The sequence below is a fragment of the Neisseria sp. HMSC15G01 genome (assembly GCF_001808255.1).
GTDB classification, from domain to species: Bacteria; Pseudomonadota; Gammaproteobacteria; order Burkholderiales; family Neisseriaceae; genus Neisseria; species Neisseria subflava_A.
On record NZ_KV792654.1, the window covers coordinates 1 to 13,434 of the forward strand.

At 49.2% G+C, this 13,434-nt stretch carries 11 protein-coding genes and 1 pseudogene; 2 read left to right on the forward strand and 10 right to left on the reverse strand.

The genetic code is table 11. The features are described from left to right. From HMPREF3139_RS00250 to HMPREF3139_RS00290, 10 genes and pseudogenes are all read right to left on the reverse strand, one after another. Positions 1 to 2,037 (reverse strand): ESPR-type extended signal peptide-containing protein (locus HMPREF3139_RS00250; protein ID WP_283126999.1); only part of this gene is annotated, 2,037 nt, incomplete at its 3' end. A gap of 765 nt (positions 2,038 to 2,802) precedes the next feature. After that, positions 2,803 to 2,931, reverse strand: a complete 129-nt coding sequence (locus tag HMPREF3139_RS11125) for a hypothetical protein (RefSeq protein WP_283127000.1) — start codon at positions 2,929 to 2,931, stop codon at positions 2,803 to 2,805. Positions 2,932 to 3,132: 201 nt separating this feature from the next. Then, positions 3,133 to 4,712 (reverse strand): annotated as a pseudogene (purH, locus tag HMPREF3139_RS00255) (bifunctional phosphoribosylaminoimidazolecarboxamide formyltransferase/IMP cyclohydrolase). A gap of 277 nt (positions 4,713 to 4,989) precedes the next feature. Further along, a complete protein-coding gene (locus HMPREF3139_RS00260; protein ID WP_070459340.1) occupies positions 4,990 to 5,865 on the reverse strand; it encodes a DMT family transporter in 876 nt (291 codons plus the stop codon). Between the two features lie 180 nt (positions 5,866 to 6,045). Next, positions 6,046 to 6,285: a Fis family transcriptional regulator gene (locus HMPREF3139_RS00265; RefSeq protein ID WP_070459344.1), complete on the reverse strand. Its 240-nt coding sequence runs from the start codon at positions 6,283 to 6,285 to the stop codon at positions 6,046 to 6,048. A gap of 69 nt (positions 6,286 to 6,354) precedes the next feature. Further along, positions 6,355 to 7,359, reverse strand: coding sequence for a tRNA dihydrouridine synthase DusB (gene dusB, locus HMPREF3139_RS00270; RefSeq protein ID WP_070459346.1), 1,005 nt, complete (start codon positions 7,357 to 7,359; stop codon positions 6,355 to 6,357). Positions 7,360 to 7,490: 131 nt separating this feature from the next. Then, positions 7,491 to 8,141 (reverse strand): site-2 protease family protein, encoded by a 651-nt coding sequence (locus HMPREF3139_RS00275; protein ID WP_049332294.1) that lies wholly within the window; start codon positions 8,139 to 8,141, stop codon positions 7,491 to 7,493. A gap of 71 nt (positions 8,142 to 8,212) precedes the next feature. Continuing rightward, the gene (locus HMPREF3139_RS00280; RefSeq protein WP_070459349.1) at positions 8,213 to 9,457 is read right to left on the reverse strand and encodes a hypothetical protein; all 1,245 of its coding nucleotides are present in this window, start codon (positions 9,455 to 9,457) and stop codon (positions 8,213 to 8,215) included. Positions 9,458 to 9,667: 210 nt separating this feature from the next. Next, on the reverse strand, positions 9,668 to 11,086 hold the full coding sequence (gene glnA, locus HMPREF3139_RS00285) for a type I glutamate--ammonia ligase (RefSeq protein WP_049328869.1): 1,419 nt from the start codon (positions 11,084 to 11,086) through the stop codon (positions 9,668 to 9,670). Between the two features lie 238 nt (positions 11,087 to 11,324). Continuing rightward, the gene (locus HMPREF3139_RS00290) at positions 11,325 to 11,714 is read right to left on the reverse strand and encodes a surface-adhesin E family protein (RefSeq protein ID WP_070459789.1); all 390 of its coding nucleotides are present in this window, start codon (positions 11,712 to 11,714) and stop codon (positions 11,325 to 11,327) included. A 173-nt stretch (positions 11,715 to 11,887) separates the two neighbouring features. Here HMPREF3139_RS00290 and aroE point away from each other — a divergent pair, with 173 nt between their 5' ends. After that, positions 11,888 to 12,697 (forward strand): shikimate dehydrogenase, encoded by an 810-nt coding sequence (aroE, locus tag HMPREF3139_RS00295; protein ID WP_070459352.1) that lies wholly within the window; start codon positions 11,888 to 11,890, stop codon positions 12,695 to 12,697. Between the two features lie 2 nt (positions 12,698 to 12,699). Then, positions 12,700 to 13,401 carry a monofunctional biosynthetic peptidoglycan transglycosylase gene (gene mtgA / locus HMPREF3139_RS00300; protein WP_003684244.1) on the forward strand — a complete coding sequence of 234 codons (702 nt, stop codon included), beginning with the start codon at positions 12,700 to 12,702 and terminating at the stop codon, positions 13,399 to 13,401. The last annotated feature ends 33 nt before the right edge of the window (positions 13,402 to 13,434 follow it).

Here is a 13,434-nt window from a genome sequence, read left to right on the forward strand (position 1 = left end):
ACCTTTGTCGCCTTTTTCGCCTTTAGCACCGGCTACACCTTGGTCACCTTTGTCGCCTTTAGCGCCAGTAGCACCGTCTTTACCATCTTTACCGTTTTTACCGTCTTTAACGATGGTAGTAGTCACTGAGCCATCATCTAAATTAGTAATAGTAATAGTGTGAGTACCGTTTTCGTTATTATCTTCAACTCCAACAGCTAAGCCGCGAGCGCTATCACCTTTTTCGCCGGTATCGCCTTTAGGGCCAGCAGGACCAGCATCACCTTTTTCGCCTTTAGCACCACCACCTACTACGCTCAGGGTGTATTCGTTAGTGCCGTTTGAAGTCATTTTCAGACCTTCACCAGCGATCAGTTTCAGGGTGTTATTGGCATTTGATTTAGGATCGTATCTGTATGTACCTGCAGCTGGTGAGCTACCGCTACCATCGTGGCCTTGGAATACAAATGGATTCAGATTTTCGATGCGGCTTGCTACGGCGAACAATTGAGAGCCGTTGATTGCATCGGTAGAAGTTTGAGAAATACGGCCTGCGGCAACGTTTTGGATTTGACGTTCTTTACCTGCAGAACCTACAGACAATACTGCGCCGTCATTTAAACCACTGGTTGCGCCTGCAAAACCACCGTAAGTGTAGCCGCGAACAGTACCGCTGCTAGTAGGTACGAAGTTGCTGGTTGTAGAACCGTTACCCAGAGCTACGCTGTTTTCGATAGTAGATTTAGCTTCAGTACCCAAAGCCAGAGTGTTTCTAGCTGTTGCTTGAGCATCGTTACCCAGAGCAGTTGCATATTCACCGCCATTGGCTTGAGCGCCACGGCCTAATGCAATCGCTTGCGTAGAAGCAGCGTTACTTTGTACACCCAATGCTACCGCGTATTGAGCACTTGCTTTAGCAGCAGGACCGAAGGCAGAAGCAGAAATGCCGTCAGCGACAGAACCGCGACCGATTGCTACGGCAGAACCTTTTTTAGCTTGAGCATCGCCACCCAATGCTACCGCACCGTTTGCCAGGGCTTGAGAACGTTGACCGATGGCAGTTGCTACGATACCGGTTGCTTGAGCATTAGTACCGATTGCCATAGCTGAACCGGCATTATTAGCACCCACAACACCATCACCATCAGCACCAGTAGAGGTACCATCAGCTTTTGCTTCAAAACCTACAGCAACGTCAGCAGCTTGGCTAGCAACTGCGTCATTACCATGAGCGACAGAGTTATTACCCAAAGCTTTTGCTGTAAAACCTGTTGCGAGAGATTGCTCGCCACTTGCTGTAGAACCAGCACCTGTTGCAATAGCTCGAGTACCGGTAGCAGTAGCACGCAAACCAACAGCAACCGCATTGGTAGCACTTGCAGTCGTATTTTTACCAACAGCTACAGCATTATTACCAGCTGCAGCAGACTCATAACCAACAGAAACTGCAGAAGAACCAGAAGCATTAGATGATTTACCTACGGCAATAGTAGCCTGACCAGATGCTTTTGATCCAGAACCAAAAGCAAGAGACTCGCCACCACTAGCATTTGCTTGCTTACCAATAGCTACGTCCATATCTTTGCCTGATGTTGCTTTTGTACCGATCGCAACAGAGTCAATAGACTGATTAGTTGCACCAAAACCAACTGCAACACCATTTTCTTGAATTGCTTTTGCATCTTTACCAATAGCTACTGATTTATCACCAGTACCAGTCGCACTAGAACCAATCGCAATTGCGTCATGAGAGACTACATTATTACCGTTGTTTCTGTAAGTATTTGCGCCAGTACCGATATTGATATTGCCAATACCTTGATTGGTACCAATGACATTCCCGGTATTATCTGATTTAATGGTAATCGTACTAGCAGATGTTTCCACACCTGCTTGAGCAGCACTAGAAGCCATCAAAGCACCTGCCGCTGCAACTGCAGCAGCTACGGCTTTACGCTTGTCAGAAGCGGATTTTTTGCCGTGTGCATGGCTGATCTCGGAAACCGCGGTCCATGTCTGGGTCGCGTGGTTCCAAATGACTTTAAAGACTTTATTCATATCGATTTTCCTGTAAGGGGTTTGATTTCTTTTGGGACGTGTTGCTCGGCTGTAAACTGCCTGTCCACACATTTGCCGCATTTCAGAGTTTCCCCTTTATGCGGTTTCATGCCGTAATCTCGTGTATGCAATTCCCGTGCCAAAAGTCTCTACTCGGCCGAATAGCAGCTAAAAGCCTGTTTTATGGGATTTTATGCTGATACATTTCCAGAAGCTTGTGAAGTTTGGGAAACGATGTGCCGTTTTTTGTCAGCTTGTTTCTTAACAAGTCACTTTTTGTCAACTTCCTTCAATGCATTCGGAATCCTTGTCCAAATTTTATATGCGTTTGGTTTCGCAAATCAACTCTTCCGATAAAGTGTTATTTTTTCGCTCTCAACGGTCATCCCCGTTAGATTTACTTGTTGCTTTATTTAAACGCTTTTTCTAGCTATTTGATTTTACGTTTTTATTCTTAAACAATAATGATTATTAAATAATATATGATTTAGATAGTTTCTATTGTAATAGATTTGAATATTGGATTTATTTAGGTAATTAATGAAATTTGTATTGAAAATTGGTTTGAAACGTGTGATGGCTTTGCATAGCCTGTTTTTAGACGGCCTTGACCTTTCCTAACATATAAATAGTGCGCAAATGACACGAATTTATGCGCTATTAAGCCGATAGATAACATTAAAAAGGCAAGTGTAAAACTTGCCTTTACGTTTGGGATTTGTTTGTTCTCTATTGTAGAAAACTGTGTTGTTTTTTCAGACGGCCTTACCAACGGAATGTTTGGGTCACGCCTGCGGAAGCGCCATTGTTGCCGGCATAGCCGTAGCCGCCGGTATGACTGGAAGCGCAGGCGGTGAGTGCGGCGAGGGTAAGGATGAGGAAGATGTGTTTCATGTTTCTTGCTCTGAGGGGATTGGCTTTAGACTTGGGCGGCGTTGTGTTGCCGTATGAATCGGGCTGGCTGGGGCTTGGTTGCTTTGTCCTGATTTGCAGTTAAGCCGCTAAATTGTTTGATGATTGAAAAAGGCCGTCTGAAAACGGGTTTCATGATATTGAAACTTTGTTTTCAGACGGCCTTTATTTTATATCAGCTTATTAGTGACGGAAATGGCGGATGCCGGTTACAACCATGGCGATGCCGTGTTCGTCCACTGCGTCAAAGACTTCTTGGTCGCGCATGGAGCCTGCCGGATGGATGATGGCTTTGATGCCCTGCTCGGCAATGACATCTACGCCGTCGCGGAATGGGAAGAAGGCATCGGAAGCGGCACATGCGCCGTTAAGGTCGAGATTGGCATCTTGCGCTTTGCGGGCGGCGATGCGGGTGCTGTCCACGCGGCTCATTTGGCCTGCGCCGATGCCGTAGGTTTGACCGCCTTTGCCGAAGACGATGGCGTTGGATTTGACGTATTTTGCGACGTTCCATACAAACATCAGGTCGTTCCATTCTTGCTCGGTCGGTTGGCGTTTGGAGACGACTTTCAAATCGGCGCGGCTGAGGCGGTGGATGTCGGGGGTTTGTACCAACAGTCCGCCGCCGACGCGTTTGAGTTCAAAGTGGTTGGCACCTGCTTCAAGCGGCACTTCCAATACGCGCACGTTTTTCTTGGCGGCGGCGATTTCGAGGGCTTCGGCGGTGAACTTCGGCGCCATGAGGACTTCCATAAATTGGTTGTCGGTAATTTGTTTGACGGTTTCGCCGTCAACTTCGCGGTTGAAGGCAATGATGCCGCCGAATGCGCTGGTGGTGTCGGTGGCGTAAGCGAGTTTGTATGCATCCAAGGTATTGGAGGCGATGGCTACGCCGCACGGATTGGCGTGTTTCACAATCACGCAGGCTGGCGCGTCAAAGGATTTGACGGCTTCCCATGCGGCATCGGCATCGGCGATGTTGTTGTAAGACAATTCTTTGCCTTGCAGCTGTTTGTAGGCGGAAAGGCTGCCCGCGGCTGGGTAAATATCGCGGTAGAACGCGGCGCGTTGGTGCGGATTTTGGCCGTAGCGCATATCTTGCACTTTAATCCAGCTTTGGTTGAACTGGCTCGGGAATTCGCCGATTTGGGGCTGGCCGCTCAAGACGTCGTCTGAAAGCGAGGTCAGGTAGTTGGAAATCATGCCGTCGTATTGGGCGGTATGGCTGAATGCTTTGCATGAGAGGTTGAAACGGGTTTTGTCGCTCAATGCGCCGTTGTTGGCTTCGAGTTCGACGGCGATGGCCGGGAAATCGGCGGTATCGGTAACGATGGCGACGTGTTACCATTTTTCGCGGCAGAACGCACCATGGTCGGGCCGCCGATGTCGATGTTTTCAATCGCGTCTTCCAGCGTGCAGTTTGGTTTGGCGATGGTGGCGGCGAAGGGGTAGAGGTTGACGCACACGAGGTCGATGTTGCCGATGCCGTGTTCTTCCATCTTGGCGACGTGTTCGTCCAAATCGCGACGGCCGAGGATACCGCCGTGGATTTTCGGATGCAGGGTTTTCACGCGGCCGTCGAGCATTTCGGGAAAGCCGGTATAGTCGGCAACTTCGATAACGGGAACGCCTGCATCAGCCAAGAGTTTTGCTGTACCGCCGGTAGAGAGAATTTCAACACCGAGCTTGGTCAGGGTTTGGGCAAATTCGACTGCGCCTGTCTTGTCGGATAGGCTGATCAGGGCGCGTTTGATGGAAGACATTTGGATTTCCTTTGTTGAAGGTTTAATCAGTATGGGATGAAATTTCAGGGCGGTATTATCCTCCAGTTTCGCATTTTTGGCAGTAGGTTTTTACAAATATTGTTAACAATTTTATTGCAAAAGGCCGTCTGAAACTTGGTTTCAGACGGCCTTTTGCTTTTACCTATTTAAATCCCATTTTCTTTTAAAAGTAGGGAAATAATGTGTTTCATAGAAATTTTCCCAAAATGTTTTATTGAAAATAATACTGCTTACTTGAGGCCGTCTGAAACCGTTTTCAGACGGCCTTTTTATGTTTGTTGCTCACACGCGTCAGCATACCGGCGACAAAAGTGGACGCAATAACGACGGTAATGCCCATCGCAGACATGGTACTTAAATGTTCGCCCAAAATTAACACCGCCATGATAACGCCGATGACCGGCTCAAGCGAGATCAGTAGGCCGGAGACGTTGGCAGGGACTGTGTTCATGCCTTTGTTCCACAACAGATAGGCAAGCCAACTGCAACCAATCCCCATATACAAAACCGACAGCGTACCGCCCCATGACCAATTGATTTGATAACTGTCTGCCAACACCAGCGAAAACGGCAGGCACAACACCGCCGCCACCGCCATGGAAGCCGCGGTAAATGCAGGCGCACCAATACGGACAATCATCTGCTGGCTCGGACGTATCACGCCTGCAAAACCGAATCCTGCAAGTAAAATCAGCAAACAGCCGAACCAGTCAATCGTACCGCCCTCTTCCGCGCCGCCCATTACCATCATGCCCACGCCGGCAAACGCCACCGCGCAGCAAATCCAGTGGTAAAGTTTGGCTTTGTCGTTGAAGAAGAAATGACCGACAAAGACCACCAGCAAAGGCTCCAACCCCACCATGGTAACCGCGCTGGCGGCAGATGTATATTTCAAACCGATAAACTGGAGCATCAAAACGACAACGTAGTTGACAAAGGAAATCCACAACAACGGCTTCCATTCGCTCCGCGGAATCCTGCCCAAATGACGGCGGCACGACGGCAGCACCATCAATGCGGCAATCAACAATCGCGCCTCAACCATCAGCGTCGGATCGAGCATCTCGTAGGAATATTTGGCAGCGATAAACGAGCTGCCCCAGATTAACAGTGCGAGTATTTGGTAAAGCATGGTTCAACTCATGGTAAAAAAATTAATCGTTTCTTCTCTGGTCTTCAGACGGCCTGAAGCCTTTTCAAGCTGTTTTTATTTTGATTGTGTCAACAAATCCAAAAATATCCAACTAATGGATGAATGACCCGGCCGGCTCTTTCATGATAGGTAGGCAGCAATGCACCCTATTCCTCTCTATTACAACAAACCATGCTGCTGCAGCTTTTTACGCAGGGTATTGCGGTTTAACCCCAAAATGGCCGCCGCTTTAGATTGGTTGCCGCCGCATTGTTCCATCACGCAAATTAGCATCGGCTTTTCGACTTGGTGCAACACCATATCGTACACGCCGCAAGGTTCCGTACCATCCAAGTCTTTGAAGTATTGTCGTAAGTTTTGTTCAATACATTGCGCAATGTCAGTAGTCGTTTGATTCATCGTGATGTCTTTCTTTGAGTTTGTTTTTAAATAGATTTATTTTTAGATGATGAGGCCGTCTGAAACTCTTCAGCTTTCCCGATAGTGACACACCCAGCGGTCGGTTTTCTCTGAAAGCGTCTCAAGATAGGCGGCAAGGGTGTCGTATTGTGCTGCGGTGCTGTCCAAGCGGTTGATTTCCCGGCGTGTTTGTTCGCCTTCGGGCATTTCGTCGATGTACCAGCCGATGTGTTTTCGGGCGATGCGTACTCCGGCCACTTCGCCATAAAATTCATGCATGGCGCGGATGTGGTTCAAAATGGTGGTATTGCATTCTGCCAAGCTTAAGGCCGGAGGCAAAACGCCGTATTCGGCGTAATGTTTTAAATCACGGAAAAGCCACGGCCTGCCTTGTGCGCCGCGCCCTATCATGATGCCGTCGGCGGCGGTTTGCTTGAGGACGGCGGCGGCTTTTTGCGGCGAGGTAATATCGCCGTTGACCCAAACGGGAATGTTCAGACGGCCTTTGGTTTCGGCAATCAGTTCGTAACGCGCTTCGCCTTTGTACATCTGCGTACGGGTGCGGCCATGGATGGCAAGGGCTGCGATGCCTGATTCTTCGGCGATTTTGGCGATGGTCGGCAAATTTTGATGTTCATTGTGCCAGCCCAAACGGGTTTTGAGGGTAACGGGTACGTCCACCGCGTTGACAACGGCTCCCAAGATTTCGGCAACCAAAGGCTCGTTTTGCATCAATGCGCTGCCTGCCTGCACATTGCAAACTTTTTTGGCCGGACAGCCCATATTGATGTCTATTACCTGCGCCCCGAGGCTGACGTTATACCGCGCAGCATCCGCCATCTGCTGCGGATCGCTGCCTGCAATCTGTACGGCCACCACTCCGCCCTCGCCTTCAAAATCGCTGCGGCGCAAAGTTTTTTTGGTATGGCGCAAGCTCGGATCGCTGGTCAGCATTTCGCACACTGCCCACCCTGCACCAAACTCGCGGCAAATCCGGCGGAACGGTTTGTCCGTAATGCCTGCCATGGGGGCGAGTGCGATGGGGTTGTCAATGAAATAGCCGCCGATGTGCATGATGTGTGCGCCAAATTGAAAGGGCTGAAATTGTACAATTTTTAAGCAACTTTTCCAATCGTATTTACATGTTGCACAATGAAAAAGGCCGTCTGAAACTGAGTTTCAGACGGCCTTTTCAGCCAAAACATTCAAATAAACAACATGACAACCATCCCCACTGCGTCCTGAATCATGGCAATAATCGGCCAAATCAGTTTGGCCAGCAGGCCGGTAAACAACAGGATCAGGATAATCCATGTGCCGTATGGCTCGATTTTACGGAACTGCATGGACTGCTTGGCGTTGAGGAAGGTATCGATAAAAATACCGCCGTCCCAAGGCAATATCGGAATCAGGCTGAATGCGACCCAAATCGAGTTCACCATCACGCCGTAACCGGCCATCTGCGCCAAGGGCGCTTGATAAGACTCAGGCACATACGCAGCAAGTACGACGACAAAGCCCCAAAAGAACGCCAAAATCAAATTGGCAATCGGGCCTGAAATCGACACCCAACGCCACGCACGGCGTGGATCACGGAAATTGCGCGAATCAATGGGCATAGGACGCGCCCAGCCGAACAGGAAACTGCCTATCATCAGACACACCAACGGCACGACAATCGTACCGACAGGGTCGATGTGCGGCAGCGGATTAAGCGTCAAACGCCCAAGCTGCTCGCCGGTATGGTCGCCCCAATAACGCGCCGTATAACCGCGTGCCACTTCGCGCACGGTAATGGCCAACAACACAGGCAATACTGCCAGCAGAAATACGCCTAAATCAAAATTTGCAAACATGTTTTTCCTTATCAAACACGCCGTCTGAAAACAGAAATATCCTTAAATATCCTTTCAGACGGCCTGAGGCTTTAATCTTCCTGTTTTTTGTCCGAACCGAAAAACTCTTTCAGCTCTCGCCAAGTAATGCCTTTACCTTGCGGATTCAATTTGAAGACTGGTTTGCCGTAATTGCTGTACACGTTGTCGCCGATAATATTGATGGCCTTATGTGTGCCGTTGATTTGCATATACATGCGGGAAGCCAAAATACGGCCTTTGCGGTCAAGATAATAGTCGACAACAGGATTGTTACCGGATATACGCTGGAAGCTAAGTGGCTGGTTATCACTTATGCTGACAAACATACTGAAAAATTCCCGCGCATTTTTATAATCTTCTTCTGTTGACCCTGGTTGGGGCGTTTTCTGTAATTTCGACAATTCTTCATCAAAAGCCTTAGCCACTGCCTTCATTACGACTGAATCATACTCTGGTTTCATGACATGACGTACACGATAGCGTGCATGGTTTGCCTTACCAAAGGCATCCATTTCTTTAAATACATATGCATCGGCAGGCATAGCCTTATTAGCACTCAAAAAAGCACGCACCCCTGCCTCTGCAATATGATCAAAAGGCACGCCTTTCGAATCACCGATTTCTTTCAAACTCAATTTTAAAGGTTCTTTGATTAAACGTTTGCCGATTTTCTCATCGGTGTACGCATTAACAATGGCAGACACGCTGGCAGGCGGATCAACATAGACTTCCCATTTTGCCGCATCCAGTTTCATAGGAAGTTTGATACTAAGTTTTTCATTGTGGTTGTTGATGGCCAATTCAGGAATCATCTCAAACTGACGCGTTGATAGGTCAACAGCTACCTCATAATTCAGATGAACCCCTTCCATGTAACTGGATATGGCAGGATATTTATCCAGATAATCAACGGCAACTTGTGCGATATTGCCGTCCGGCAAGGCATCAAGCATTGCATTGCGGAACTCAGCCTCTTCTCGTTCAGAAAACTCCTGCTTCAAAGCAGCGTCGTCTTCTTGAGCAACCTCCATAGAGGCTGCCGCCTCCCCCTCTTTGGCTTTGGCATCCTCTGCTTTCGCTTCGGTTTTCTTTTCCACCTTTTCATCTGCCAATACAGCTTCAGCCAATGGGCTGATATATACTTGAGAGCTGCCTGTGATGTTAAAGCTGTGGTCTTCTTTTAAAATACGGTCATTGGAAATCGACATGACCTCGTGCGCGGTTTTGTGATCCAAATTACTGCACGCGCTCAAACCAAATGCCGCAGCAATGGCCAAACCAATTATCTTCTTCATTCTGTCCAACCTTTTTGACGAAATGATTTTATTAGCACAATTTAACACAAGGAACCGATTCCATAAAGGCTTTCAAACAGCATGATTCATTGCTTCTCACTATCATACCTAATTCGATCGCCCTATCTATTTCAAGCCTAAAGGCCGTCTGAAACTTCAAATCCAGTTTCAGACGGCCTTTGATTTCCTATTTAAAATGCCTCAGCTGTTTTACAGGCTGTAATACATTTCAAATTCCAGCGGATGCGGCGCCATGCGGATGCGGCGGACATCTTCCTCTTTAAAGGCGATGTAGCTGTCGATCCAGTCTTTGCTGAACACGCCGCCGCGCAGGAGGAATTCATGGTCGGCTTTGAGGGCGGCCAGTGCTTCTTCCAAAGAAGCGCAAACGGTAGGCACCAATGCATCTTCTTCCGGAGGCAGGTCGTACAGGTTTTTATCGGCTGGGTCGCCCGGATGGATTTTGTTTTGAATACCGTCCAAACCGGCCATCAACAAAGCGGCAAATGCCAAGTATGGGTTGGCGGTCGGATCAGGGAAACGCGCTTCGATACGGCGTGCTTTGCTGCTGTTCACAGACGGAATGCGGATGGAAGCAGAACGGTTTTTAGCAGAATATGCCAATTTGGTCGGTGCTTCAAAATGCGGCACGAGGCGTTTGTAGGAGTTGGTGGACGGATTGGTAATCGCGTTCAGGGCTTTGGCGTGTTTGATAATACCGCCGATGTAATAAAGGGCGGTATCGGACAAACCGGCATAGCCGTCGCCTGAGAACAGGTTTTGACCGTCTTTCCAAATGGATTGGTGAACGTGCATACCGCTGCCGTTGTCGCCCATGATGGGTTTGGGCATAAATGTGGCGGTTTTGCCGAAGTTGTGGGCAACGTTTTGAATCACATATTTCATGTCTTGGGTTTGGTCGGCGCGTTTAACCAAAGTGGCGAAACGGGTACCGATTTCCATTTGGCTGCCGGTGCCGACTTCGGCGTGATGCACTTCCACTTCGATGCCGAGTTCTTCTAAAACATTGACCATGGCAGAACGCAGGTCTTGGCCGCAGTCAATCGGTGCAACAGGTGCGTAACCGCCTTTGACGGTCGGACGGTGGCCGGTGTTTTGACCGTCCATGTGCAGGCCGCTTGACCATGCGCCGCTTTCGGAAGTGATTTCGTAACGGGTTTTGTGCATATCGGTTTCAAATTCTACGCCGTCAAAAACGAAGAATTCAGGCTCAGGGCCGAAATAGGCAGTGTCGCCGATACCGGAAGATTTCAAATAGGCTTCGGCGCGGCGTGCGATAGAGCGAGGGTCGCGGTCGTAGCCTTGACCGTCGGCCGGGTCGATAACGTCGCAGGTAAAGACAACGGTGGTATCGTCGTAGAAAGGATCGACGAAGGCCGTAGACGCATCGGGACGCAACTGCATATCGGAAGCCTGAATACCTTTCCAACCGCCAATGGACGAACCGTCAAACGCTTGACCGTTTTCAAACCATTCTTCGGGATCGTCGAGGACGATGCGTGCGGGGATGGTAAAGTGGTGCTGCTTGCCTTTGGTATCGGTAAAGCGCAAATCTACGAAGCGGGCTTCGCTTTCTTCAATCAGTTTTACAGCGTCTTTGATGGACATCTTCAGCTCCTGAGGGAATGGGTTTAAGTTGTTATTCTACCACGGTAAGGCCGTCTGAAATACATCAGGGCACCCGTTTTTACGCAATGAAATATAGTTTCAGACGGCAAGATTGTCAACAATATGCTTCGGTTTGTCTGTTCAAAAGCGGAATGCCCGCCCTTTTGTCCGAATGCCGACAAAACAGATGCCGTCTGAAAGCAGTTCAGACGGCATCTGTTGTTTGGTTTAAAAACGATCAGCGAGGATAGCGGTTGCAGACAAATTTGTACACACTCTCTCCACCCGTACCGGGAATAACATAACTCCATTCGGCATAGGATGGTGTATAAGAACCGATAGGGTTTCCCGATTCGGAATACCACGTTACTGTCAAAGCCCTAAAACGTTTACCACTGCAATCCATTTCTTCCAACGCTTTAGCTGTATTATAAAATTTTCCATTGCTAATCATCTTTTTCGGCTCGGCGTACCTTGTTTCAAACCATGCACTATTGTCCGTACGGCTGTCTGCATCACCAAATATGGTAGTATTGTTACTGTTAATACCTAGCAACACCCAATCTTCCGCCACCGCCGGTGTTGCCAACCCTAATGCAAATACTGCCAAGCACAACATCTTTTTCATGTCTGCCCCTTTCGTTCTTATCAACAAAATAAAGTTAAATTGTAAAAAAATGACTTTTTTTTTTTCAAGAAACAAATATTCCATCATGCTACCTGACAACCGTTTCAGACGGCATCGTTTCCATCTGTACGCCGCCGTTATAAAATAGCCGTCCCGTCTTTTGGAACACGACCATGACTACCCTCCCCCGTTACGCCGTTTTCGGCAATCCCGTTGCACACAGTAAATCGCCGCAAATCCATCAGCAGTTTGCGCTACAGGAAGGTGCGGCCATCGAATATGGACGCATTTGTGTCGAAATCGGCGGTTTTGCCGAGGCTGTTGCGGCGTTTCTCGCCGAGGGCGGGCAAGGTGCGAATGTAACCGTTCCGTTCAAGCAGGAAGCTTTTGCGCTGGCGGACGAACATTCCGACCGCGCCTTGGCTGCCGGCGCGGTCAATACGCTGGTGTGGTTGGAAGACGGCAGAATACGCGGCGACAATACCGACGGTATCGGTTTGGCCAACGACATCACGCAGGTTAAAAACATTGCCATTGAAGGCAAAACCATTTTGCTTTTGGGTGCAGGCGGCGCGGTGCGCGGCGTGATTCCGGTTTTGAAAGAACACCGCCCTGCCCGTATCGTCATTGCCAACCGTACCCATGCCAAAGCCGAGGAATTGGCGCGGCTTTTCGGCATTGAAGCCGTCCCGATGGCGGATTTGAACGGCGGTTTTGATATCATCATCAACGGCACGTCCGGCGGCTTGAGCGGTCAGCTTCCTGCCGTCAGCCCTGAAATTTTCCGCAACTGCCGCCTTGCCTACGATATGGTTTACGGCGACGCGGCGCAGACATTTTTGAACTTTGCCCAAAGCAACGACGCGGCCGAAGTTTCAGACGGCCTGGGCATGCTGGTCGGTCAGGCTGCCGCCTCCTACCATATTTGGCGCGGATTTACACCCGATATCCGCCCTGTTATCGAATACATGAAAGCCCTGTAACCATGTTCCGCATCATTAAATGGCTGATTGCCCTGCCCATCGGCATCTTCATTTTCTTCAACGCTTATGTGTACGGCAACATCATTACCTACCGCGCCGTCGCACCTAGCAAAACCGCCTTCATGTCCATGCGCATGAGCCAGTTTGCAAAAGAAGGCCGCGATGTCGAGCTGGACTACCGCTGGGTGCCTTACGACCAAATCTCCGTCAACCTCAAAAAAGCCCTGATTGCTTCCGAAGATGCCAACTTTGCCGAACACAGCGGCTTTGACTGGAACGGCATCAAATACGCTATGAAACGCAATAAGCAAAGCGGCGAAGTCAAAGCCGGCGGTTCGACCATCAGCCAGCAACTGGCGAAAAACCTGTTTCTCAACGAAAGCCGCAGCTACATCCGCAAAGGTGAAGAAGCGGCGATTACCGCGATGATGGAAGCCGTTACCGACAAAGACCGCATTTTTGAGCTGTATCTGAACTCAATCGAATGGCACTACGGCGTATTCGGCGCGGAAGCGGCGTCCCAGTATTTCTACAAGAAACCTGCCTCCGCCCTCACACGCCAACAAGCCGCCAAGCTCACAGCACGCGTTCCGGCTCCTCTGTTTTACGCAGACCACCCTAAGAGCAAACGGATGCACAACAAAACCAATATCATCCTGCGCCGCATGGGTTCGGCAGAATTGCCCGAAAGTGATATGGATTAATTAAAAAGGCCGTCTGAATATTTCAGACGGCCT